We start from the raw sequence: 23,984 nt of genomic DNA on the forward strand, positions 1-23,984 counted from the left end.
CTGTGCGCCCTGCGCCGCCCGCTCCGTCCTTCGATCCTGCAGCGCCGTGGAGTTGACGCGGCCATCCGGGATCGCCCCCGCAGACCAGTGCGGCGCCTGTTGCGCCCTGTCGTTCCGTCTTGCTTGCCTGCCGCGTGCAGGCCGGGGGTCATGACCTCACCGTTCCAGGACAGGAGAAGACATGTCGGAGTTCCACGCCCATTTCGGATGGTTCAAGCGCCGCCGCCAACTGCAGGTGGAAGAAGTCACCGTCGTCGACAAACCGATGCTCAAGCGGGCGGTCGGCGCGGCGGCGCTGGGCAACGCGATGGAATGGTTCGACTTCGGCGTGTACGGCTACCTGGCCGTGACCCTGGGCCACGTGTTCTTTCCCAGCACCAACCCGACCGCGCAGCTGATCGCCACGTTCGCGACCTTCACCGTGGCGTTCCTGGTGCGCCCGCTGGGCGGATTGGTGTTCGGCCCGCTGGGCGACCGCTACGGCCGGCAGAAGGTGCTGGCCGCGACCATGATCCTGATGGCGCTGGGCACGTTCTCGATCGGCCTGATCCCCTCCTACGAGCGCATCGGCATCTGGGCGCCGATCCTGTTGCTGGTGGCGCGGCTGGTGCAGGGCTTTTCCACCGGCGGCGAATACGGCGGCGCGGCGACCTTCATCGCCGAGTACTCCACCGATCGCAACCGCGGCTTCATGAGCAGCTGGCTGGAGTTCGGCACGTTGGGCGGCTATATCGCCGGCGCCGCCACGGTGACCGCGCTGCACTTTGCGCTGAGCGATGCGCAGATGCACGACTGGGGCTGGCGCGTGCCGTTCCTGATCGCCGGCCCGCTGGGCCTGCTCGGCCTGTACATGCGCATGAAGCTGGAGGAAACCCCGGCGTTCCAGGCCTATGCCGAAGAGGCGGAAAAGCGCGAGCACGATGCGCCGGGCCTGGGCGCGCTGTTCCGCGTCCACTGGCCGCAGTTGCTCAAGTGCGTGGGCCTGGTGCTGGTGTTCAACGTCACCGACTACATGCTGCTGACCTACATGCCCAGCTATCTGAGCGTCACCATGGGCTATGCCGAGAGCAAGGGCCTGCTGCTGATCATCATCGTGATGCTGGTGATGATGCCGCTCAACGTGCTCGGCGGATTGTTCAGCGATCGCCTGGGCCGCAAGCCGATGGTGATCGGTGCCTGCATCGCGCTGCTGGTGCTGGCGGTGCCGTGCCTGCGGCTGGTCGGCACCGGCAACGACTGGCTGATCTTCCTCGGCCTGATGCTGCTGGGCGTGGCGCTGGTGTGCTTCACCAGCTCGATGCCATCGACCTTGCCGGCGCTGTTCTACACCCCGGTGCGCTACAGCGCGCTGTCGATCGCCTTCAACGTGTCGGTGTCGCTGTTCGGCGGCACCACGCCGCTGGTCACCGCGTGGCTGGTCGAACGCACCGGCGATCCGCTGGTGCCGGCCTACTACCTGATGGGGGCGGCGGTGGTCGGCATCGCGACCATGGCCTTCGTGCGCGAAACCGCCGGCCTGCCGCTGCGCGGCTCGCCGCCGGCGGTGGCCAGCGAAGCCGAGGCGCATGCGCTGCTGCGCAGCGACGAGCCGCTGACCGTGGACCCGACTCGCCCCGAACTGCCGCCGTCGCCGCACGCGACGTCGCAGGCGATGCCGACCTGACCCGAGCGCCGGCTGCGCGCGCTGCGGCGCAGACATCCATGGGACGCGACCCGGCAATGTCGCTGTCACGGAAGCGTGTTATCGATACCTCGCGCCAGGCCATCGCATCGCCCGCAGCGGCAGGCCCGGAAACGGGCAATAAAAAAGCCCGCTGGCAGCGAACTGCTAGCGGGCCTTGCTCCCTCCCCCACGTCGGGATGCAGGGCGATCTTGGGCGCTTTTTTGAGACATTGCACGCTGCAGTGCAAAACGATACTGGGCGGTACATTCTGCGGCGTTGGGGGAATGGGGGAAACGGGAATACGGAATGGGAAAAGCGGGCTGATGTGCACCCTGCGCGTGCCTGCACATCTCCAGCGCCGCGATGCATTGCCTAGCCTTGCCTACGCAAGAGCACGACGCGTTCGTCGTCGCGTCAGGGCGATGCCGCCGGCGCCGGTGCCTCCGGCAGCCACGCCGGTTGCCGGTCGTACCACTCGCGCGCGCCGAGCAGATGCCATTGCCGTTGTTCGCCGCGCAAGGCCACGCCGACGCCGAGCACGCCCCAGCGCGCATACAGATCGCCCAGCGTGCCGGCATCGCCGACGCGCAGGCGAGCGCGCAAGGCCACCCGTTCGTTCTCGGCGGCGACCCGGTCCAGCCACAGTGCGTCCTTGCGCCAGCGCAACTGCCCGCTGGCCTGCAGTTGCCCGGCGTCGGCCAGCTTCAGCAACCACGCCGGCGCATCGCTGTGCTGCGCGAATACCGCCAGCACCGGGCCGGCGTCGCGCATCTGCATCTGTACCTGCGCATCGGCCTGCACCGGCGCCGCCGCAGCGATGCGGCCCTGCGGAATCCGTAGCGTCGCCCACCAGTCGCCCTGCCTGGGCTGGGTGCCGTAGCGCACGCCCTGCAGGCGCAGCGTGCTGCCGCCCAGATCGAAGCGCTTGTCCTGCAGTTCGGCGCGGCGCAGCCGCGCGTCCAGGTCGAGATCGCCGGCCAGTTCCAAACCCGCGGTCTGCAACCGCGCCTGGCGGCCGAGTACGCGCACGGTGCCCTGGCCGACCTGGCCGGACGCGTCCAGCTGCAGGTCGCCGCTGAGCCGGCCATCGCCGCCGAGCACGCGCACCTGCGCCGCCGGCAGATAGCGGTTGTAAGCGCGCAGATCCGGCACGCGCGCATCGGCGAAGCGCAACCGCGCCTGCAACGAGTCGCGCAGGGTGGCCAGCGCGCCGTCGCCCTGCAAGTCCAGTTGCAGGTTCTCGCCTTCGACGAAGCTGGCCTTGGGCGCGTCCAGCGGCGCCAGCGCGAAACGACGCATGCGCACGTCCAGTTGCGTGCGCGGCCGGTCCGCAGTGCCGACGATGCGCCCGGCCGCCTGCGCCTTGCCGCTCAGGCGTACACGCATGATCTCCGCCACCGCCTGCACGTCGGGCACGTCGAGGCGGCTGCCCGGCTGCAACGCGCCCTGCCGCAACCGCAGATCGGCGGCGACGTCGCCGCCGCCGTCGAGCTGGAACCACGGCTTGCGCACCAGCAGGTCGCTGATCCAGTTCAACGATTCGAAATGCCAACGCCCCTGCACGCGGCCGGAGGTGCGCGGCAGCAGCGCCGCCGGGTCGGCGAACGGCACCTGGCGCCCGGTGATGCGCAGGTCGGCATCGAGCATGCTGCGCGGATCGACCTGGCCGGGCAGGCGCGCACGCGCGCGGATGTCCTCGCCCTCCACGTCCAGCAGCAGCGTCAGCACGCCGCGATCGGTGGCGCCGACGCCGGCATGCAGCGGCACCCGCCAGTTGAGCGAGCTGCGGGGCTGCAACGCGCCGCGCAGCAGGTGCAGATCGGCCTGCACGTGGCCCAGACCGGGTTCGGTGCTCAGCTTGGTGGTGTCGCCGGCGGTGTCGATGCGCAGGGCCACGCTGCGTCCGTGTACGCGCAGCGCCAGGTCGGTGATGCCCAGCTTGCGCAACCCCGGCGCCTGCGCGCGGTAGTGGCGCGGGAACGAGAAGCGCGCGTCCAGCGTGGCCTGGTCGGCGATCTGGCGCTTGCCGTAGCGCACGCTGGCGTTCTCGAACACGATCTGCGAGGGGAACAGTTCCGAGGGGCCGCCACGCAACTGCTTGAGGAAGCCGACGGTGCCGTGGCCCTTGCCCTCGACCGCAAAATCGCCGAAGCGCGCGCGGCGCAACGTGCCGCTGTGGATCGCGTCGAAGCGCAGCGTCCAGCCCTGGTCGCTGGGCGGCGGTGGCGGGATCATCTCCTCGACGCGGTCCATCTCGCCGATCACGTTCACCGCTTCCATCCACGGCAGGCGCACTTCGCGGTGCAGCAGCGGCAGCAGCGCGATGCGCGCGCTGGCGCGGTCGGCGCGCACCTGCCAGACATTGCGCTGCACATGGCCGCGCATGCGCACGTTCCAGGCGGTGATGAAGCCGGGCAATACGGTGATCGCCGGCCCGGTGTGCATGCGGAACTTCTCCGGCTTGCGGTTGGTGGCCAGGTCGAACAGCGGCGTGTTGAGGAACACGTTGCCGGCCAGCAAGTACAGCAGGTAGGCGATCAGCAGGCCGCGCAGGAGCAGGCGCCAGCCGCGCGGCAGACGCCGGTAGCGTGCGTGGACGGCGGTCAGCGGGCGGGCGAAAGGCGGCACCGCCGCACTATCGCCGCGGCGCGGCGTGGAGCGCGTGAAAGCGACGGTGGCACGCACCCGGCACTGCGCCGGCTGCATGCGCGTTGCGTCCCGCCGTCCAACAGGAGCAGGGAGAAGCCAGAGCCCCTCTCCCACCGGGAGAGGGGTTGGGGTGAGGGTCCGGCCCGCGAAGCGCCGCACACATCGCACAGACCGCGGCGCGCTTGCATCGCGTGGCGCCCGCCTGCACCGCGACGCGACAGGCGCAGAAAGTGGGGACGCGCCCCAGCGCGAGCCCCGGCCCGATCCGCGATAATTGCCATCCCCTTCCCACGCCCTGGTCGCCGCATGTCCGCCGAACGCATCCTCCATCCCCGCCTGCGCGAGCGCATCGTCAGCGCCGAGGCCGCGGCGGCGTTGATCCAGCCCGGCGAGACGGTGGCGATGAGCGGCTTCACCGGCTCCGGCTATCCCAAGGCGGTGCCGATGGCGCTGGCGCAGCGCATCGAGGCGGCGCACCTGCAGGGCCAGTCGTTCAAGATCCAATTGCTGACCGGCGCCTCCACCGCGCCGGAACTGGACGGCGCGCTGGCCAAGGCCGACGGCATCGCCCTGCGCATGCCGTTCCAGTCCGACCCGGACGCGCGCCAGCGCATCAACGCCGGCACGCTGGACTACATCGACATCCACCTCAGCCACGTCGCCCAGCACGTGTGGTTCGGCTTCTACGGGCAGATCGACACCGCGGTGGTGGAGGTGGCCGGCATCCGCGAGGACGGCAGCCTGATCCCGTCGACCTCGGTCGGCAACAACAAGACCTGGCTGGACCTGGCCAAGAAGGTGATCGTCGAGGTCAACGACTGGCAGCCGGCCGGCATCGACGGCATGCACGACGTGTACTACGGCACCGCGTTGCCGCCACACCGCAAGCCGATCCCGCTGCTGCACGCCGACGACCGTATTGGCGAGCCGTCGCTGCGCTGCGACCCGGACAAGATCGTGGCGGTGGTGCGCACCCACGGCCCCGACCGCAACAGCCCGTTCACCCCGGCCGACGCCACCAGCCAGCGCATCGCCGAGCACCTGATCGCGTTCTTCCAGCACGAGGTCGGCAAGGGCCGGCTGCCGCCCAACCTGCTGCCGCTGCAGTCCGGCGTGGGCAACATTCCCAACGCGGTGCTGGCCGGCCTGGCCAGCAGCGGCTTCCGCGAGCTCAGCGCGTTCACCGAGGTGATCCAGGACGGCATGCTCGACCTGCTGCGCAGCGGCGTGTTGAAGGTCGCCTCGTGCACCGGCTTCGCGCTGAGCCCGGAAGCCAACGAGGAGTTCAAGCGCAATATCGACTTCTACCGCGAGCGCATCATCCTGCGCACGCAGGAGATCTCCAATCATCCGGAGCTGGTGCGGCGGCTGGGCTGCATCGGCATGAACGGCATGATCGAGGCCGACCTGTACGGCAACGTCAACTCCACCCATGTGATGGGCAGCCGCATCATGAACGGCATCGGCGGCTCCGGCGACTTCGCGCGCAACGGCTTCCTGTCGATCTTCCTCAGCCCCAGCACGGCGAAGAACGGCAGCATCTCCTCGATCGTGCCGATGGTCAGCCACGTGGACCACACCGAGCACGACGTCTCCATCATCGTCACCGAGCACGGCCTGGCCGACCTGCGCGGCCTGCCACCGCGGCAGCGCGCGCAACAGTTGCTTGCGCACTGCGTGGACCCGAGCTACCGCGCGCAGTTGCAGGACTATTTCGACCGCGCCCTGCACGCCAGCTACGGCAAGCACACCCCGCACCTGCTGCCCGAGGCGCTGTCCTGGCACCAGCGCTGGCTGGATACCGGCACCATGCACGCGGGAGGCTGAGCGGCAACGGCAGCGGGTATGCTGCGCCGATGCTGACGACCCTGGCGGTTTCCTCCTATCGTTCCCTGCGCGAGCTGGTGCTGCCGCTGGCGGGGCTGACCCTGATCACCGGCGCCAACGGCAGCGGCAAGTCCAACGTCTACCGCGCGCTGCGCCTGCTCGCCGACACCGCCCAGGGCGGCGTGATCGCCGCACTGGCCCGCGAAGGCGGCTTGCCGTCGGCGCTGTGGGCCGGCCCGGAGACGCTGAGCCGCGCGGTCCGGCGCGGCGAGCATCCGGTCGAGGGCACGGTGCGGCAGCAGGCCGTCGGCCTGAAATTGGGCTACGCCAGCGACGCATTCGGCTATGCCATCGACCTGGGCCTGCCGATGCCGTCGGCGTCAGCCTTCGGGCTGGATCCGCAGATCAAGCGCGAATGCATCTGGGCCGGCCCCTGGCTGCGCCAGTCCAACCTGCTGGTGGACCGCAACGGGCCGGCGGTGCGCCTGCGGACCCGGGACGACGGCTGGACCGATGCCGGCGCCGGCATCGCCAGTTTCGACAGCGTGCTGGCGCAGTTCTCCGATCCGCGCGCGGCACCGGAGATGCATGAGGTACGCGAGAACATCCGCCGCTGGCGCTTCTACGACCACTTCCGCACCGACGCCGCGGCACCGGCACGCATGGCGCAGATCGGCACGCACACGCCGGTGCTGAGCAACGACGGCGCGGACCTCGCCGCGGCCCTGCAGACCATCCTGGAGATCGGCGACGCCGACGGCCTGCATGCGGCGGTGGACGATGCCTTTCCCGGCGCGCGGTTGACGATCGAGGTGCATGCCGGGCGCTTCGATTTGGCGATGCACCAGCATGGCCTGCTGCGGCCGCTATCGGCGGCCGAGCTGTCCGATGGCACCTTGCGCTACCTGCTGTGGATCGCCGCCCTGCTGAGCCCGCGCCCGCCGGAACTGCTGGTGCTCAACGAACCGGAAGCGAGCCTGCATCCAGACCTGCTGCCGGCGCTGGCGCGGCTGATCGGCAGCGCCGCGCGGCAGGCGCAGATCATCGTGGTCTCGCATGCCAGCCGGCTGATCGCGGCGCTGGAGCAGCAGCCGGACTGTCTGCACCACCTGCTGATCAAGGAGCACGGCCAGACCGACGTGGCCGGCCTGCGCGCGCTCGATCGGCCGGCATGGCATTGGCCCAGCCGCTGAGGCGGGGTGTGCATCGGGTGTGTCTGCTGCATACAGCGACATGCCCAATGGGGCGATTGGCGCGTCGTTTGAGTCCGTCGCGTCGGGACTGAAGTCCCTCCCACAGTGCAGTCCTCTCGCATCCAAAATCCGCGCCAATGTGCGGCACCGTCGTAGGAGCGGCTTCAGCCGCGACGGGCTTGCCATGGTCGCGCTTGAAAGCGCTCCTACAACTGCTGGCAGTGGTCCTGTTGGGGGCTCGCCGAGCAGTTGCGGGACAGCGCGTCGGGACTGAAGTCCCTCCCACAGTGCAGTCCTCTTGCATCCGAAGTCCGCGCGAATGTGCGGCACCGTCGTAGGAGCGGCTTCAGCCGCGACCGGCTTTACCGGTCACGCCTCTCGCGGCTGAAGCCGCTCCTACAACACCGCTGCGGATTCGGCTGTCGTTTGCAGGTTGTCGGCGCCAGGTGCGGGGTCGGGCGCGGCCAGGAACGCCAGCTTGCGGCCGCGCGGCAAGCGCTTGAGTGCGTATTCGGCGCGCGAGGCGGCGGCACGGTCGGGGTAGGCGCGACTGGCCAGCAGCCGTACCGGCGGGTTGGCGCGGGTGTACTTGGCGCCGGCGCCGCGCAGGTGCGCCTGGAAGCGCGCCTGCAGGTCCGGGGTGATGCCGGCGTAGTAGCTGCCGTTGCGGCATTCGAGCAGGTACAGGAACCAGGGCGAGTCGGCGGCCATGCGGGCATTATCGACGTGGCGGGCGGTTTCGCCAGCAGCGGCGCCCGCACATGTGCGCTTGCGACCTCGGGCAGCACCTATTGGCCACACCTCGATGTCGTCCGACGCGGCGCTGGCGGCATCGGCCAGTTGCCGGCCTTCGGCCAGTTCGACCCCACCCGCATGGCGCTGGAACAGCGTGGCGCCGAGAGGGCCTGGTACGTCCGGCAGGCAATCGCCGCCATGCCCCGGCCCGTCAATGCGCAGCGTGTACATCCCATCGCGCCACGTCCACGCCGTCGCGCTGAACCGGCGACAACAGGTCTTAACGCCCCGCCAACACCTTGCCAGCCGCTGCCACACACCGGCATACCGTGGTCACCGGATGGGCGGATAACGTCATCACCGGCACGCAGCCGTCGATACCGAAGCTCTCTCCCTTCGCATTCGGCGGCGCGTCCGGCCCCTCTTCCGGGCCTCCCCCGCCCCCACGCACGCAGCCGGTCAGGCTGCGTGCGTTTTTCCCACTACGAGATCAGGCCGCCTGCGCCACGCGCGCCTGGCGCCGTGCGCGCACCGCCTGCGCCAGCCGCTCGAGCACCTGCACCGAGGTGTCCCAGTCGATGCAGCCGTCGGTGATGCTCTGTCCGTAGACCAGCGGCTGGCCCGCGACCAGCTCCTGGCGGCCACCACGCAGGTGGCTCTCCACCATCGCGCCGACGATGCGGGACTGCCCGGCCTCGAGCTGGCGCGCGATGTCCTCGATCACCTTGGGCTGGTTGTCCGGGTTCTTGCCGCTGTTGGCGTGGCTGGCGTCGACCATCAGCCGCGCCGGCAGGCCGGCCTTCTCCAGCACCTGCGCCGCCGCGGCGACGCTGTCGGCGTCGTAGTTGGGCTGGGTGCCGCCGCGCAGGATCACGTGGCAGTCCGGGTTGCCGGCGGTGGCCGCCACCGCGGTCTGCCCGTCCTTGGTCACCGCCAGGAAATGATGCGGATGCGAGGCCGCGCCGACGGCATCGACCGCGATCTTGACGTCGCCGCTGGTGCCATTCTTGAAGCCCACCGGGCACGACAGGCCCGAGGCCATCTCGCGGTGCACCTGGCTCTCGGTGGTGCGCGCGCCGATCGCGCCCCAGGCCACCAGGTCGGCGATGTACTGCGGCGAGATGATGTCGAGGAACTCCACGCCGGCCGGCAGGCCCAGGCGATTGATGTCGCGCAGCAGGCCGCGCGCCAGGCGCAGGCCCTTGTTGATGTCGAAGCTGCCGTCGAGGTTGGGATCGTTGATCAGTCCCTTCCAGCCGACCGTGGTGCGCGGCTTTTCGAAGTACACCCGCATCACGATCTCCAGCGCATCGCCGTAGGTCTCGCGCAGCGGACGCAGACGCTGCGCGTACTCCATCGCCGCGACCGGGTCGTGGATCGAGCAGGGGCCGATCACCACCGCCAGGCGGTCGTCGCGGCCGTGCAGGATCTCGTGCAGCGCCGCGCGCGCGGCAGTGACGGTCTGCGAGGCCTCCTCGTCGCAGGGCAGCAGCGCCTGCAGCTGGGAGGGCGGAGTCAGCGGTTCGATCTTGCGGATGCGCAGATCGTCGGTGTGCGGGGCCATGTGCGTGTCTCGTCGGGGGGCTAGGTGGGGGCCAGATCCGGCGGCATGAAAAAAGCCGCCAGGTTCGCTGGCGGCTTTCGGGATTGCGGCTGAAGTTTCCTTCAGGGTGAACGCGATCCTTCCTCCGCCAGCGGCATCGGAAAACCGTAATACCAAAAGTAAAAGCTGCGGCAGGACGTGTTCATGGGACGTAGTGATAGCACAGGGTTTGCGGCAGCGCCACAGTTGCTGGTGCAACGAATGCGGGGATTGGGGATTGGGGATTCGGAAAAGCGGCTCAACGCGGCGGGAGGGCCATGAGGTCGCCGTCATCGCGTAGGGGCGTGGGTTTGTGCGCGGCGCTGCGCGCTCCGGACCCTCACCCCAACCCCTCTCCCGCAGGGAGAGGGGCTAGTGCGCTTCCCTTCTCCCGCCGGGACCATGGCCCCCTTTTCGGGGGAAGGTGCCCCGCAGGGGCGGATGAGGGTGCGGCAGCAAGCGATCCAATCTCCACAAGCACACGCCTATGCGCTCTTGCGTGGCGCTGCGCGCTACGGACCCTCACCCCAACCCCTCTCCCAGAGGGAGAAGGGCTGAAGCGTGTTCCTGCCGCATGTTGCGCAGCACCTGGTCGACTTCAGCGCTGACCCAAACCAATCCCGAATCCCCACTCCCGAATCCCGGCCCCTCAGAAATCCAGCACATATTCCGCCGCCACCTCGCGGCCGATCGCGTCGTACAGGGTGGTGTTGTAGAACTGATAGCCGTAGTAGCGCTCCTTGTTGTCGTAGCCGACGGTGTTGAGCACGTTGTTGATGTACAGGTTGACCTTCATCTTCGGGGCGATGCGGTAGCCGGCGGTGAGGTTCCAGTACAGCGCCGGGCCGACGCGGCCGAAGTAGCGCGTGGTGCTCTCGCCGAAGTGGCGGTTGCCGCTGTCGGTGACGCGGCAGGCGTCGGAGGGGCTGGGCTGGTAGCCGTCGTCGAAGCGGGTGCAGGTGCCCCAGTTCACCGCCTGGGTGGAGCCGAAACGCTTGGCGTACACGGTCAGGTCCAGCGGGCCGCCGTTCTCCCAGTGCACGCTGCCGCGCAGCTTGCTGCGGATCTTCTGGTCGCGCAGGTTCTTGTCGTCGTCGGTGCGGTAGGTCTGTTCGTGGTAGCCGATCAGGTTGTTGTAATCCAGGGCGAAACTGAAGTTGCCCCAGCGCGCGGTGTTGAGCCGGTACTTCAGCGAGGCATCGACGCCGGACACGTGCATCTGCGCGATGTTGATCGGCCCCTGCTCGATACCGGTGACGCGGCCGTCGGCATCGCGCGACACACGCGAGAGGATGCGCGCGCAGTACTCGGCGCCGCCGGGGTTGACCCACACGCCGCCGGCGGTGGTCAGGCCGGTGCGGCAACCGGCTTCGGCGCTGAGCACTTCGTCGCGGTTGAGGTCCTTGATCATGTCCTGCAGCCGGATCTTGTAGTAGTCCGCGGTCAGCGACAGGCCCTCGGCGATGTCCCAGACGAAGCCGGCGGTGACCGAGCGGCCATGCTCCGATTCCAGGTCCGGGGTGCCGCGGCGATTGACCTGCATCAGGTAGAACACGTCGCTGTTCTCGGCGCTGCAGCCGCCGGTGAGGTAGTAGCCCTTCTGGATGCAGCGGTACTGGTCGATCACGGTCTGCTGGGTGGAACTGGGCTCGCCGAGCACGTAGTGCATGTCCGGGGCGCGGAAACTGGTGGCGACGCTGCCGCGCAGCAGCAGCGTGCTCAGCGGCCGCCACTCCAGGCCGGCGCTCCAGGTGGTGTCGCGCTGGGTGCCGATCGCCGCGCCGAGGTCGCTGCCGTAGGCGCGGTAGTCGCCGTAGCGGTCGTGACGCGCGGCCAGGCTGGCGTTGAGCGTGGACAGCAGCGGCACGTCGAACTCGATGCCGCCGGAGTAGCGCAGGCGCTCGCCGCCGCCGTAGTCGACCACGTCCAGCGGATAGCAGGTGTTGGCGCAGGGATCGGGCGACAGCCGGTAGCCCTGCTTGGCCACTTCGCCGACCGCGGCGAACTTGATCGGCCCGGCCCAGCCCTGCAGCAACTCGCCGGTGATGTTGGCGCTGGCCTGGTTGACCCAGGAATCGGCGCGGTTGTGCGCCTTCACCGCCAGGTCGTTGTACTGCGCGCCGGTCAGCGGCTGGTACCAGCGTTCCTCGTTGAGATCGTAGATCGGCGTGCCGTCGGCGGTGCTGCCCAGTTGCGGGCCGAGGAAGTAGGCGGTGGCCTTCTGCGTGTCCACGGTGCGCACGTATTCGTCCACGGTGTAGCGCGCGCGGCCCACCGCCACTTCCCAGTCGAAGCGATCGGCGAGGCGGCCCTTGAGGCCGGCGCTCAGGTCCCAGGACAGTTCCTTGGTGGTGTTGGCCAGGTTCTTCCAGCCGCCGGATTCGAAGCGGGTGAGCTGGCGGATCGCGTACAGGTCGCGGTCGCTGCCGGTGTCGTGGAACGGGCCGAGGTAGACGTAGGGCGGGTCGTAGGTCCAGTAGCCCAGGCTCTTGGTCGTGGACAGCGTGCTCCAGGCCTGCACGCCGTTGTCGAAGTCGAAGGTGCCGTACAGATACGCCGAGCCGCTGTCGCCGCCGCTGGCGGCCAGCCAGTCGGCGTAGTCGTGGGCCATGCCGCAATAACCGCCGAGATTGCGCACGGTATCGCTGTTGTAGTCGTAGCTCAGCCGCTGCGCATCGATGAACTGGCCGCCGAAGCGTGCGCAGGTGCCGCTGGGCGGCGCCAGGCGCGTGTTGCTGCCGGCGTCGACCAGGCTCAGGCCGGTGAACGGATTGAAGCCGTACTTGCGCGCCTGCGCGGTCCAGTTGCTGTAGGACTCGTCGTCCTGGTCGTCCATCTTCGGCCGCTCGCCGACCGAGAGCGGATCGCGCCGGGTCCACTGCAGCGCGTAGGTCAGATTCCACTTGTCGCCGCTGCGCCCGCCGACCCAGGACAGGTCGACCACGTCGCGCCCGCCGGCGGTGGCAGTGCCGCCGCGCAGGCGCACCTGGTTGCCTTCGTAGCCCTGCTTGAGGATCACGTTGATGACGCCGGCGACCGCGTCCGAGCCGTAGATGGCCGACGCGCCGCCGGTGAGGATCTCGATGCGTTCCACCGCCGCGGAGGGGATGTTGGCGTAGTTGGCGAAGTTGCTCTCGCCGGCGTAGGGCTGCGGGTAGTCGGCGACGCGGTGGCCGTTGACCAGCAGCAGCGTGCGTCCGGGACCGAGGTCGCGCAGGCTCACCGGCGAGGCATTGGGCGTGTGCGAGCCGTATTTGGTGTCGGCCTCGACGCTGCCTTGCTGATTGAGCGTGCTGAGCACGTCGTAGACGGTGAGGAAGCCTTCCTGCTGGATCTGCTGCGCACTGATCGTCAGCACCGGTTCGGCACCCTCCACTTCCGAGCGCTTGATCCGCGAGCCGGTGACCACGACCTGGCCCAGGTCGGTAGCAGCGGCCTTGGGCGCGGCGGTGTCGGCATCCTGCGCGTGCGCCTCGCTGGCGCCGTACAGCGCCAGCACGATGCCGAACGCAAGGGTGGTGAGGGGGCGACGTGGCATGGGTGTCCTCTGCAGCGGATGGAAGCGACGCCGTGCACGCACGACGTCCGGCGTCCCCTTCGCTGCGCCGCGCCCACGACCGTACGCGCATGCCGCAGGCACACGCCACCCTCGCCGGTCGCGACGCACAGAAGAAGACGAACATGCGGGCGTGCAGATCCCCCTGGACGCCCGTGCGTCCTAACCTGCATGGCGCCGACACCCGCTGTCAACACACTGCCACGCATCACGCGTAGACGCTTGTCGGTTATGCGCGATTCGCCGCATCGCGCGCGGAATCGTGCCGCATCGCCGCGGCAGGGCGCGGCGGCCCGCTCAGGCGGACGATGACCCCTGCGTGGCGTGGCGCCCGCTGGCATACGGACCATGCACGGCCAGCACCGTGTCCGACTCGTCGCTGTTGTCGGTGACCACGATTCGGTACTGCGCACCACCCGGCGCGACCCGCACCACCACGTGGCCATTGGTGCTGGTCATCTCGCGGATGCGCTTGTTGGCGACGATATTCTCCGGCTTCATCGCGGTGGCGTAGATGTCGCGCGGGCCCGGGTACAGGCGTTCGCTGAGCATGTTCTCCAGCGGCGACACCGATGGGTGCGCCGAGTCGTTGGTGAGAATGACGAACGCACGCGGGCGCAATGCGCGCACGCAGGCCGGGCCCATCGCGTCGGCATAGGCGTGATGGTTGGCCACCGCCACGTCGACCGCACCGGTCACCTGCGCCACCGGCGTTTCCACGTCGCGCCAGGGGTCCTCGTCGTAGTAGTTGATGCTGTTGGAGAGGTCGCCGCCGCTGTAGTAGGTGAACGCCCCGTAGTGCAGGCGTAGCGCCGCCGAGCACTGGTTCTCCGTCGGCACGGCACCGGGTGGGAACAGGGCGCGCGTGCGCGCGCCATCGCCGGTCCACACCTCGCCGTTGGCCACCAGGTTGCGGATGGCGAAGCCGGGATAGGCCGCGGCGTCGCGCCGCAGCCGCAGTTGGTCGGCGGCACCGGCACGGAAGCGCTCGACCTGCGCGCCGCGGGCGCGCTCCTGCTGGATGAAGGCGCGGTAGTTGCGTTGGTTGGGATCCTCCAGCGCTTGCGGAAACGCATAGTCCGGGTAGCCGCGATCCAGGTAGCGGCGGATCGGCAACAGTTGCGCCACGTCGGTCACGCCGGTCAGGGCGTAGTGCCCACCCGGCGCCAGCGGCGTGTCCGGCAGGCATTCGCCCATATGGTCACGGTGGAAGTGGGTGAGGATGAAATCGTCGAGTTCGTGCCGCCCCGCTTGCGCCAGATGCCGGCGCGCGTAGCGTCCGACCCACTCGCCCGGACGCCGGCTGGCGTTGGGCAGCTGGTCGATCAGGTACTTGTCCAGGCCGTCGATGGCGCCGGCGTCGATCATCATCGCGGTGCCGTCGGGGCAGACGATCAGGGTGGCGTTGCCGCGGCCGGTGCCGATGTGGTGGATGTCGAGCATGCCGGGAACCCAGCCGCTGAGCGGTTCGCGGATGCTGTCGACCGAGGCGGAAGGCGTGGCGGCGGCGCGCTGCGCCCAGGCGGGGAGCGGCAGCATGCCGGCGGCGAGCGCCGTGCCGAGGCCGCCGAGGAAGCGGCGGCGGGTGAAATGCGGAAACGTCATCGGAGGGTCCTGGCGATCAACGAAACATGCGCACGTGGCATCGCCGCGCGCTGGCGGCGACCCACGTGCGACGGAGGGCGCGTGTCACCACGCCCATTGCAGCGAGGCGACGTAGCTACGGCCGAAGATCGGCCGGCCCACGGTCGCGTCCGCCTGCACCAGGTCGCCGGACACGCCGGGCGCGCGCGCATTGCCTTCGGTGAGACCGTGCGCATCGGTGACGTTGCTGCACAGCAGTTGCGCGCTGAGGTTGGCGTCGAGCTGCAGATGCAGACCCAGGTCCAGGGTGCGATAGGCCGGCAGCACGCTGGCGTTGGTGAAGTCCTGGAAGCGCCGGCCGATGCCGAACCAGGTGGCGTAGGCGCGCGCATCCACGCCGCCGACCTGGAAGCGGTAGCTCGGTTGCAGCGACCAGCTGTACTTGGGCACGCGCGGAATCTCGTTGTCGACCAGCGCGGCACCGGACAGGCCGCTGAAGGTGTCGGCGCCGCTGATGCGCGGATCCTGCAGGGTCACCGAGCCGGTCAGCTCGAACCCGCCCAGCGGCCGCCACGTGCCTTCGAACTCCACGCCCTTGGTACGCGTGTCGATGAGCAGCGGCACGTTGACCAGCAGGCCGTTGGCGTTGGCGACGTAGGTGCTCGAATTGAGTCTCCTGAAGTCGCTGTAGAAGCCGATCAGCACCAGTTCCAGCGGCCGCGTGGCGTACTTCACGCCGAGCTCGGCCTGGCGGATCGGGGTCACCGGCGTGGCGCTGCCGTCGGGCATGCGCCCGCCGACGCCGTTGACCACGTTGCCCCATTGCTCGCTCAGCCGCGGGAAACTGAAGCTCTCGGTATAGCGCGCGAAGACATTGACCGGGTCGGCGAGCTTGTACGAGGCGCCCAGCGTCCACGAGGTGCCGGCCATGTCCTTGCTGTAGGGCACGCTGCCGACCAGGCCGGTGACGGTGCGCGCGGCCAGCGGACCGCTCGTGGCGATGGTCTGGGTGCCGATCACGCCGCGGTTGCCCTCTTCGCGGCGCCACACCCGGCGCAGGCCGGCATCCACTTCCAGCGCATCGTTGAGCTTCCAGGTGTCGGCCGCGTACAACGCCGTCGCGGTCCCGTGGCTGTCGCCGATCAGGTCGCCGCTGCCGTAGCTGGTGAAGCCGTTCTCGGTGACGTTGCCGAGCACCTGCCCGGCCGCGTTCAGGGCCTGGATGTCGAGCGCGTCGGGATTGCTCTTGACGTCGGTCAGCAGCGCATTGCCGATCTGCTGCTGGCGCAAGGTGAAGTGGCTGAAGCTAAGACCCAGCGACACGTCGTGGCTGCTGCCGCCGGACATCTCGAACAGCCGTCCCAGGCGCAGGTCGTTGATGAAGTCGGTGTAGTGGGTCTGCGTGCTGGACCAGGTATTGATCATCGCCAGGCCGGCGGTGGAGGCCGGATCGAATGGGGTGTTGGTGCCGGCCAGCACGTAACGCAGCGAGGCGGTGCCCGGGAACGCGGCGCGCGCGGCGGCCAGGCGGCTGCTGAGCACGCTGGCCGCGTCCACCGGAGACCCGTTGAACAGCGCGTTGAAGCCCACGTCGCCATCGACGTAGCGCGCCTTGTCGCTGAGCCGCCAGCCGTTGGCGAACTCGGTGTCGCCGCCCACGGTCAGGGTGCGGGTGACCGGATGCACGCCATCGGCGAGGTCGCGCGTCTCCACGCGGTTGCTGCCGTTGCCGTCCAGCGTGCGGATGCGCACGTTGCGGAAGCTGTCGCTGACGAGCGTGCCGGTGGACGGGTCGATCAGGTCGGCCAGCGAATCGCCGTTGCGCGGATCGGCCAGCGGGATCGCGCTGTAGAACACGCCGCGGTCGTTGAGGTATTTGAAGTCGGCGAAGAGCTTGCCGAAATCGAACTTGTAGGTGCCGCCGAGCTTGAGTTGGCCGCCCTGGTTGCCGTTGCCGAAGCCCGGGTCGCGCAGGCCATCGCTCTGCCGGTAGAAGCCGCTGATGGCATAGAGCAGATTGTCGTTGCCCTGCACCGGCCCGGACGCGGTGGCATCCATGCGTGCCAGCGCGTTCGCCCCGCCGGTCAGCTTGACCGCGCCCTTGGCGGTGTCGGTGCCGTGATTGGTGATGAAGTTGAGCACGCCGCCGGAGGCGTTGTTGCTGTAGATCGGCGCGGTGCCGCCGCGCACGATCTCCGCATCCTGGGTGCCCAGGTCCAGCCGGTACACCTCGTCGATCTGCAACTGGCGCTCATAGTTGGACTCGAACAGCGGCAGGCCGTCCTCGAGCACGTCGAGCAGGCGGAAGCCGGACCACGGCAGGCCGCGGATCACCACGTTCTCGCCGCCGGCTTCGCCACCGGAATTCTCCACGGTGACACCGGGCACCGAGCGCAGCATGTCGACCATGCTGCGCGGCGCCTGCCCGGCGATCGTCTCTGCGCTGACCGTGGAAATCGCGTACGGGGCGAGGAATTTCGGTCCCTGGCTGGCGGTGCCGGTCACCACGATCCGGTCCAGGTCGATGGCACCGGCGGCAGCCGGGGAGGCGGTCGCGCTGGTGGCGGGCACTGCAGCCGCGTGCACGATCACCGTGTCGCCGTCCAGGCGGAAGCCCAGATCGGTGCCTCGCAGCAGGCCGCTCAGCGCCTGCTGCGGATCGCCGGCGACGCTGCCGCCGGGGCTGCGCTTGTCGCGCAGCAGCGCCGGATCGGCGATCACCTGCAGGCCGGTGGCGCGCGAGAACGCGGCCAGGGTGGCGCCGAGATCGCCGGGCGGCAGGGTCGCGGCGGCCGGCGTCGCGGCGGCGGCCGACGGTGCGATGGCGGGCAGCGCCACCAGCGCGGCCAGGGCAGCGGCCAGCGCGGTGGCGCGCGGAGAACGGAGGGCACAACGGAAGGAGCGGCGGGGCGGCATGAGCAAGGTCGTCGTCGGGTCGCCAACGTGGCGTGGCAAAGGACAAAGACGCCGCAACGCGCCGATCCCGACAGGGGATTGCATGAATTTTTTGTGACGCGTCGCAGCACCTCACGGTCGCTTGGCCGGCGAACCGGCCGCGTGGACAGGCGCCGCGCGTCGTCGCGCGGCCGTTCGCTCCAGCGCGATCACTGATGCGCGATGGCGCCCGCCGGCCACTCCACCGTCGCGTGCACCATCGCGTTGCCCTGACACTGCCGGCGACGGCAGCCAGACCCGGCACGTCGCGCCTGCCCGCGCACGCAACGCCGCGACGGCGACGGCGACTACTGTGGCGCGGCGGCGCGTTCCACGCGGATGCCGTCGGCGCGCCGCTGCAGTTGCAGCGGATACAGCTGCGCCAGGTGCATGAGGGTCTGCTCCGGCCGGTCCAGGCGGAAGCGTCCGGACACCTGCAGCGCACCCAGCGCCGGATCGGCGAGCACGATTGGCTGCGGCGAGCGCCGATTGAGTCGCTCGATCAGCCGCGCCAGCGGAATGCCAGCAGTCTGCAGCCAACCCTCGCGCCAGTCGCCGGCCTGCGGATCGAAGCGTGCCAGCGCGCCCAGGCCGGTGCCGGCCGTGTCGATGCGCATGCCGGCCGCCAGCACCTGGTGCGCGGCGCCGTTGTCGATCTCCACCCGCCCCGAATACACCGACAGCTCGCTGGTGGCGCCATCGCGCGCCAGGTTGAAGACGGTGCCCAGCACCCGTACCCGCGCCGGGCCCAGATCCACCTGGAACGGGCGCTGCGGATCGTGGGCGACATCGAAGAACACTTCGCCGCGCTCCAGCGCCACCTCGCGCCGCTGCGCGCGTAGTTGCACCCGAACCCGGCTGGCACCGTTGAGGGTAAGCACGCTGCCATCGTCCAGGCGCAGCACGCGGGTCTGTCCGGGCGCAGTCGTGGCCACGATCGGTGCCGGATCCGGGCGCAGCCGTGGCCACAGCAGCACGGCCAGCATCGCCAGGCCGGCGGCCAGCGCCGCCGCCAACGGCCGCCAGCCGCGGCGCGGACGTCGTGCGCCGCTTGCCGGCGCGACGGCTCCGGCGACGGCGGACGCGACCGGCTCGTGGACGGCAACGGCAGCCACCCCGGTCGCCTGCGCTGGCGCCTCGGCCTGCACGTCGTAGGCGGCCAGCGCCTCCAGCAGCGCCGCATCGTGGGCCAGCACCCACAGCGCATCGAAGGCAGCGCGATGCGCCGGATCGGCAGCCAGCCACGCGGCCAGCCCGGGCGGATCGCCGCCCGTCGTAGCCAGCGCGCGCGCCACCCAGTCGGCCGCGGCGTCCTGCACCGCGTCGTCGGCGGTGTTGCTGTCCGGCCTCATGCCGCGTCCTCCGGGCCACGTCGGCGCAGCGTGGTGGCAGGCGGCGGCACCGCGTCGCCGCGCGCCACCGTTTCCTGCAGCCAGCGCAGGCCGCGGCTGACGTGCTTCTCCACCGCCGCCTCGCTCAGCCCCAGCGCCTCGCCGATCTCGCGGTAGCTCTGCCCGCGCAGGCGGCTGCGCACGAACACCTCGCGGCGCAGCGGCGGCATGCCCTGCAGCGCGCGGGCAAAGGTTTCCATGCGTTGCCGCTGCATCGCCGCCTCCTCCACGCCAGGCGCCGGGCTGGGCACCTCGTCGTCGATCGGCTCGGTACGCTGGCGCTGGCGGCGGCGCAGGTGGTCGTGCAGCAGGTTGAGCGCGATCGTGCGGGCCAGCGCGGCCAGATCGGTGACCGCGTGGTCGCGCGCGTACACGACCACGCGCAGGAGGGTCTCCTGCACCAGGTCCTCGGCCAGCGACCAGTCGCCGGTACGGCGGAACAGGAAGCGCTGCAAGGCCGGCCGGTGCTGGTCCAGCCGATGCGGATCGAGTTGGCAGACCGGGGCGACCATGACCGCTCGCAGAGGCTGGGCGAGCGCAGCTTATAGCGCATCGGGGTTCCGCCACGATGACCGTCACGCGGTGCGCAGGCCGCCATGCCGCCGGCACAAAAAAAGAGCCCCGCATCGCTGCGGGGCTCCTTTCGACTGCATGGAACGGGTCGGCCGAGGCCGGCTGGATCAGAAATCCATGCCGCCCATGCCGCCCATGCCGCCGCCCATGCCGCCCGGGGCAGCCGGTTCTTCCTTCTTCGGGGCCTCGGCCACCATCGCTTCGGTGGTGATCATCAGGCCGGCGATCGAGGCGGCGTTCTGCAGCGCCGAACGGGTCACCTTGGTCGGATCCAGGATGCCGAACTCGACCATGTCGCCGAACTCGCCGTTGGCGGCGTTGTAGCCGAAGTTGCCGCTGCCTTCCTTGACCTTGTTGAGGATCACGGACGGCTCTTCGCCGGCGTTGGTGACGATCTCGCGCAGCGGCGCTTCCATCGCGCGCAGCGCGATCTGGATGCCGTGGGTCTGATCTTCATTGGCGCCCTTCAGCTCGCCGATCGCGCTCAGCGCGCGCACCAGCGCCACGCCGCCACCCGGGACCACGCCTTCTTCCACCGCCGCACGGGTCGCGTGCAGGGCGTCTTCGACGCGCGCCTTCTTTTCCTTCATCTCGATCTCGGTCGAAGCGCCGACCTTGATCACCGCCACGCCGCCGGCCAGCTTGGCCACGCGCTCCTGCAGCTTCTCGCGGTCGTAGTCCGACGAGGTCTCTTCGATCTGCGCCTTGATCTGCTTGATGCGCGACTCGATCGCCGAGGTGTCGCCGGCGCCGTCGATGATGGTGGTGTTTTCCTTGGAGACCTGCACCTTCTTGGCGCGGCCCAGGTCCTTGATGGTCGCCTTCTCCAGCGCCAGGCCCACTTCCTCGGAGATCACGGTGCCGCCGGTCAGCACGGCCATGTCTTCCAGCATCGCCTTGCGACGATCGCCGAAGCCCGGAGCCTTGACCGCCACGACCTTGACGATGCCGCGGATGGTGTTGACCACCAGGGTCGCCAGCGCCTCGCCTTCCACTTCCTCGGCGACGATCAGCAGCGGCTTGCCGGCCTTGGCCACGCCTTCCAGCACCGGCAGCAGGTCACGCACGTTGGAGATCTTCTTGTCGTGCAGCAGCACGAACGGGTCGTCCAGGTCGGCCTGCTGGCTCTGCTGGTTGTTGATGAAGTACGGCGACAGGTAGCCGCGGTCGAACTGCATGCCCTCGACCACGTCCAGCTCGTTCTCCAGGCCCGAGCCTTCCTCGACGGTGATCACGCCTTCCTTGCCGACCTTCTTCATCGCGTCGGCGATGATGTTGCCGATCGACTCGTCGGAGTTGGCGGAGATGGTGCCGACCTGGGCGATGGCCTTGTCGTCGGCGGTGGGCTTGCTGATCTTCTTCAGCTCGGCCACGGCGGCCACGACGGCCTTGTCGATGCCGCGCTTGAGGTCCATCGGGTTCATGCCGGCGGCGACCGCCTTGGAACCCTCGCGGATCAGCGCCTGCGCCAGCACGGTGGCGGTGGTGGTGCCGTCGCCGGCATTGTCGGAGGTCTTGGAGGCGACTTCCTTCACCATCTGCGCGCCCATGTTCTCGAACTTGTCGGCCAGTTCGATTTCCTTGGCGACGGAGACGCCGTCCTTGGTGATGGTCGGGGCGCCGAAGCTCTTCTCAAGCACGACGTTGCGGCCCTTCGGGCCCAGGGTGGCCTTGACGGCATTGGCGAGGATGTTGACGCCGCGCACCATGCGCGAACGGGCGTCTTCACCGAAACGGATATCTTTGGCAGCCATGTGTGTTGCTCCGGGATTCGTGATTGGGGATTAGGGATTCGCTAAAGCGGAATTCGGGCGGAGATGTCGGGTCGCGCGGCGCCTGGCGCCTTTGCCAATCCCGAATCCCGATTCCCGAATCCCGCGATCGGGGGCTTTAGCCCACGATCGCCAGCACGTCGTCTTCGCGCAGCACCTTGTACTCGACGCCTTCGGCCTTGTAGCTGGAACCGGCGTACTGGCCGTAGATGACCTTGTCGCCGACCTTCAGCGCCGGGGCGCGCACGCTGCCGTTGTCCAGCGGCTTGCCGGCGCCGACGGCCACGACCTCACCCTTGGTGGACTTTTCCTTGGCCGAATCCGGGATCACGATGCCGCCGGCGGAGATTTCGTCGGCTTCGATCGGCTTGACTACGACGCGGTCGTGAAGCGGCTTGATGCTCATTGAGTGAGACCTCTTAAGTGATTGATTGGTCTAGGAAAGGCCGGCGATGTTAGCACTCGCACATGACGACTGCCAGCAACGCTCGCGAAAAAACCCGGTAGCGCCGGGATGCGCCTGATGTAGTGCCGCGGCGGTGGCTTTCAAGGGCCAGGGGCAAAAAATTTTTGCCGAAGACGTGCGTTGCATGCCAAGCAGTGACCGAATCCCGTCACAGTGTCACAGAGTCGGGCTAGGCTGGGCGGACCCAGGGGGGGATCCATCACCAAAAGGAGTTGTCGATGAAGCCATCCGCCGTTGCACTGCCGCTGGCCTGCCTGCTCGCCCTTGCCGGACCGGCCCAGGCCGCCGTGTTCATCAACGAATTGCATTACGACGATGCCACCGCCGCCGGCGACACCGGCGAAGGCGTGGAGATCGTCGCCACCGCCGGGGAGAGCCTGAGCGGCTACCGCGTCTACCTGTACAACGGCAGCAACCCCGGCTCGGCCACCGTCTACGCCAACAGCGCGGTGCCGGCCGGCAACCTGGTCAGCTGCGGCGGGCAGGTACGCATCGCCACCGTCAGCTATGCCAGCAACGGTATCCAGAACGGGCCCAACGACGGCCTGGCGCTGGTCGACGGCAACGGCCAGGTGGTGCAGTTCCTCAGCTACGAGGGCGCCATCACCGGCGGCGGCGGCCCCGCCGCGGGCATGACCAGCCAGAACCTGCCGGTCAGCGAGAGCAACAGCACCCCGGCCGGCACCTCGCTGCAGCTGCGCGGCAACGGCAGCGCCGCGGCCGATTTCAGTTGGAGCGACAGCGCCACCAGCACCTTCGGCGCCTGCAACAACGGCCAGACCTTCGCCGGCGGCGGCGGCAGCAATGCCGCGCCGACGGTGACCGCCACCACCCCGACCCAGGGCGCCACCGACTTCCCCGCCGCCGGCGACCTGGCGGTTACCTTCAGCGAGGCGGTGAGCCTGGCCAGCGGTGCGTTCGGCCTGAGCTGCCAGCAGTCCGGCAGCGTGGCGCTGACCTACCCCAGCAGCGGCACCCAGTTTTCGCTGTCCACCAACACCGCGCTGAAGGCCGGCGAGAGCTGCACCCTGAGCATCGTCGCCGCGCGCGTCAGCGATGCCGACGGCGCGCACCCGGCGCAGGACCGCAGCGTCGCCTTCACCGTGGCCAGCGGCTCGGGCGGCGGCAGCGGCGCCGGCACCTATTATTCGCACGTCAACACTTCCAGCCCCAGCCAGTTGCGCTGCTCGCTGCACGAGACGATCAAGGGCCACACCGTCTACCCGTACAGCAGCAGCTCCGGCACCGACACCTGGGCCATCCTGGAGATCGCCGACGAGGATCCGAACAACAGCCAGCGCGTCCTCGACGCCTACCGCAACCGCAGCTACGCCAAGGGCACCGATCGCGCCGGCAGCGGCAGCGGCCTGAAGTACAACCGCGAGCACAGCTGGCCGAACTCGCTGGGCTTCGGCACCGCCACCGGCAACAAGGGCCTGCCCTACGCGCCGTACACCGACACCCACATGCTGTACCTGACCGACGCCACCTGGAACGCCGACCGCGGCAACAAGCCCTACGCCAAGTGCGACAGCAACTGCGGCGAGCGCGCCACCGAGGCCAACGCCGGCTTCGGCGGCGGCAGCGGCCCCTACCCGGGCAACTCCAACTGGGTGCGGACCCCGGACGGCAACAGCGGCACCTTCGAGGTGTGGGACCACCGCAAGGGCGACATGGCGCGTGCGGTGATGTACATGGCGATCCGCTATGAAGGCGGGGTCGACGCCAAGACCGGGCAGTCCGAGCCGGACCTGGAGCTGACCGACGACCGCAGCAAGATCGTCAAGACCTCGTCCTCGCCGGCCTACATGGGCCTGCTGTCGACCCTGATCGCGTGGAGCCAGCAGGATCCGCCGGACGACGCCGAGCGCGCTCGCAACGAGGTGATCTACAGCTTCCAGGGCAACCGCAACCCGTTCATCGACCACCCGGAGTGGGCGACCTCGTCGCTGTTCACCTCGGCCAAGCCGGCCAGTTGCCAGTTGGTCAACTGAGCCGTGTGGCCTCGCCCGCTGCGGCTGCAGCGGGCGGGGATTCGGGATTCGGGATTCGGGATTC

General features: G+C 69.3%; 14 protein-coding genes and 1 pseudogene. 4 read left to right on the top strand and 11 right to left on the bottom strand.

Features of this window, described 5'->3' with window-relative positions:
- Positions 1–181: 181 nt before the first annotated feature.
- Positions 182–1,663 carry a glycine betaine/L-proline transporter ProP gene (gene proP, locus AC1PK7_RS19395; RefSeq protein WP_420008128.1) on the top strand — a complete coding sequence of 494 codons (1,482 nt, stop codon included), beginning with the start codon at positions 182–184 and terminating at the stop codon, positions 1,661–1,663.
- A gap of 415 nt (positions 1,664–2,078) precedes the next feature.
- Here proP and AC1PK7_RS19400 read toward each other — a convergent pair whose 3' ends face one another.
- Positions 2,079–4,271, bottom strand: a complete 2,193-nt coding sequence (locus AC1PK7_RS19400) for an AsmA family protein (protein ID WP_481100941.1) — start codon at positions 4,269–4,271, stop codon at positions 2,079–2,081.
- A 348-nt stretch (positions 4,272–4,619) separates the two neighbouring features.
- Here AC1PK7_RS19400 and AC1PK7_RS19405 point away from each other — a divergent pair, with 348 nt between their 5' ends.
- On the top strand, positions 4,620–6,140 hold the full coding sequence (locus AC1PK7_RS19405; RefSeq protein ID WP_481099195.1) for an acetyl-CoA hydrolase/transferase family protein: 1,521 nt from the start codon (positions 4,620–4,622) through the stop codon (positions 6,138–6,140).
- A 29-nt stretch (positions 6,141–6,169) separates the two neighbouring features.
- Positions 6,170–7,333, top strand: a complete 1,164-nt coding sequence (locus AC1PK7_RS19410) for an AAA family ATPase (RefSeq protein WP_481099196.1) — start codon at positions 6,170–6,172, stop codon at positions 7,331–7,333.
- Positions 7,334–7,729: 396 nt separating this feature from the next.
- On the opposite strand, the gene AC1PK7_RS19415 is transcribed toward AC1PK7_RS19410, so the two are convergent.
- The 10 genes and pseudogenes from AC1PK7_RS19415 to AC1PK7_RS19460 all read right to left on the bottom strand — a co-directional run bounded on the left by AC1PK7_RS19415 (position 7,730) and on the right by AC1PK7_RS19460 (position 21,866).
- Positions 7,730–8,044 carry a GIY-YIG nuclease family protein gene (locus tag AC1PK7_RS19415; RefSeq protein WP_481100942.1) on the bottom strand — a complete coding sequence of 105 codons (315 nt, stop codon included), beginning with the start codon at positions 8,042–8,044 and terminating at the stop codon, positions 7,730–7,732.
- A 93-nt stretch (positions 8,045–8,137) separates the two neighbouring features.
- Positions 8,138–8,233, bottom strand: a pseudogene (locus AC1PK7_RS19420) (LysR substrate-binding domain-containing protein); the annotation flags it as partial.
- Between the two features lie 325 nt (positions 8,234–8,558).
- Positions 8,559–9,632, bottom strand: a complete 1,074-nt coding sequence (locus AC1PK7_RS19425; protein ID WP_010343076.1) for a 3-deoxy-7-phosphoheptulonate synthase — start codon at positions 9,630–9,632, stop codon at positions 8,559–8,561.
- Between the two features lie 667 nt (positions 9,633–10,299).
- Complete coding sequence (locus AC1PK7_RS19430; protein ID WP_481099197.1) at positions 10,300–13,188, bottom strand: TonB-dependent receptor plug domain-containing protein; 2,889 nt, start codon at positions 13,186–13,188, stop codon at positions 10,300–10,302.
- A gap of 315 nt (positions 13,189–13,503) precedes the next feature.
- Positions 13,504–14,811: a ComEC/Rec2 family competence protein gene (locus AC1PK7_RS19435; RefSeq protein WP_481099198.1), complete on the bottom strand. Its 1,308-nt coding sequence runs from the start codon at positions 14,809–14,811 to the stop codon at positions 13,504–13,506.
- Positions 14,812–14,895: 84 nt separating this feature from the next.
- A complete protein-coding gene (locus AC1PK7_RS19440) occupies positions 14,896–17,706 on the bottom strand; it encodes a TonB-dependent receptor (protein ID WP_481099199.1) in 2,811 nt (936 codons plus the stop codon).
- Between the two features lie 326 nt (positions 17,707–18,032).
- Positions 18,033–19,076 carry a FecR family protein gene (locus AC1PK7_RS19445; RefSeq protein ID WP_481099200.1) on the bottom strand — a complete coding sequence of 348 codons (1,044 nt, stop codon included), beginning with the start codon at positions 19,074–19,076 and terminating at the stop codon, positions 18,033–18,035.
- Positions 19,073–19,627: an RNA polymerase sigma factor gene (locus AC1PK7_RS19450; RefSeq protein ID WP_481099201.1), complete on the bottom strand. Its 555-nt coding sequence runs from the start codon at positions 19,625–19,627 to the stop codon at positions 19,073–19,075. The genes AC1PK7_RS19445 and AC1PK7_RS19450 overlap by 4 nt, the downstream gene beginning before the upstream one ends.
- A 168-nt stretch (positions 19,628–19,795) precedes the next feature.
- Positions 19,796–21,442, bottom strand: a complete 1,647-nt coding sequence (groL, locus tag AC1PK7_RS19455) for a chaperonin GroEL (RefSeq protein WP_010340980.1) — start codon at positions 21,440–21,442, stop codon at positions 19,796–19,798.
- 136 nt (positions 21,443–21,578) lie between these two features.
- A complete protein-coding gene (locus AC1PK7_RS19460) occupies positions 21,579–21,866 on the bottom strand; it encodes a co-chaperone GroES (RefSeq protein ID WP_010340979.1) in 288 nt (95 codons plus the stop codon).
- 278 nt (positions 21,867–22,144) lie between these two features.
- Here AC1PK7_RS19460 and AC1PK7_RS19465 point away from each other — a divergent pair, with 278 nt between their 5' ends.
- The gene (locus AC1PK7_RS19465) at positions 22,145–23,920 is read left to right on the top strand and encodes an endonuclease (protein WP_481099202.1); all 1,776 of its coding nucleotides are present in this window, start codon (positions 22,145–22,147) and stop codon (positions 23,918–23,920) included.
- The last annotated feature ends 64 nt before the right edge of the window (positions 23,921–23,984 follow it).

The organism is Xanthomonas sp. NCPPB 3174 (assembly GCF_056725205.1).

What these genes read in the sequence shown, in the direction of transcription:
- AC1PK7_RS19415 (WP_481100942.1), bottom strand. Translation starts at nt 8,044, where the DNA reads ATGGCCGCCGACTCGCCCTGGTTCCTGTACCTGCTCGAATGCCGCAAC.
- groL (WP_010340980.1), bottom strand. Translation starts at nt 21,442, where the DNA reads ATGGCTGCCAAAGATATCCGTTTCGGTGAAGACGCCCGTTCGCGCATG.
- proP (WP_420008128.1), top strand. Translation starts at nt 182, where the DNA reads ATGTCGGAGTTCCACGCCCATTTCGGATGGTTCAAGCGCCGCCGCCAA.
- AC1PK7_RS19465 (WP_481099202.1), top strand. Translation starts at nt 22,145, where the DNA reads ATGAAGCCATCCGCCGTTGCACTGCCGCTGGCCTGCCTGCTCGCCCTT.
- AC1PK7_RS19405 (WP_481099195.1), top strand. Translation starts at nt 4,620, where the DNA reads ATGTCCGCCGAACGCATCCTCCATCCCCGCCTGCGCGAGCGCATCGTC.
- AC1PK7_RS19460 (WP_010340979.1), bottom strand. Translation starts at nt 21,866, where the DNA reads ATGAGCATCAAGCCGCTTCACGACCGCGTCGTAGTCAAGCCGATCGAA.
- AC1PK7_RS19425 (WP_010343076.1), bottom strand. Translation starts at nt 9,632, where the DNA reads ATGGCCCCGCACACCGACGATCTGCGCATCCGCAAGATCGAACCGCTG.
- AC1PK7_RS19445 (WP_481099200.1), bottom strand. Translation starts at nt 19,076, where the DNA reads ATGAGGCCGGACAGCAACACCGCCGACGACGCGGTGCAGGACGCCGCG.
- AC1PK7_RS19435 (WP_481099198.1), bottom strand. Translation starts at nt 14,811, where the DNA reads ATGACGTTTCCGCATTTCACCCGCCGCCGCTTCCTCGGCGGCCTCGGC.
- AC1PK7_RS19410 (WP_481099196.1), top strand. Translation starts at nt 6,170, where the DNA reads ATGCTGACGACCCTGGCGGTTTCCTCCTATCGTTCCCTGCGCGAGCTG.
- AC1PK7_RS19450 (WP_481099201.1), bottom strand. Translation starts at nt 19,627, where the DNA reads ATGGTCGCCCCGGTCTGCCAACTCGATCCGCATCGGCTGGACCAGCAC.
- AC1PK7_RS19430 (WP_481099197.1), bottom strand. Translation starts at nt 13,188, where the DNA reads ATGCCACGTCGCCCCCTCACCACCCTTGCGTTCGGCATCGTGCTGGCG.
- AC1PK7_RS19440 (WP_481099199.1), bottom strand. Translation starts at nt 17,706, where the DNA reads ATGCCGCCCCGCCGCTCCTTCCGTTGTGCCCTCCGTTCTCCGCGCGCC.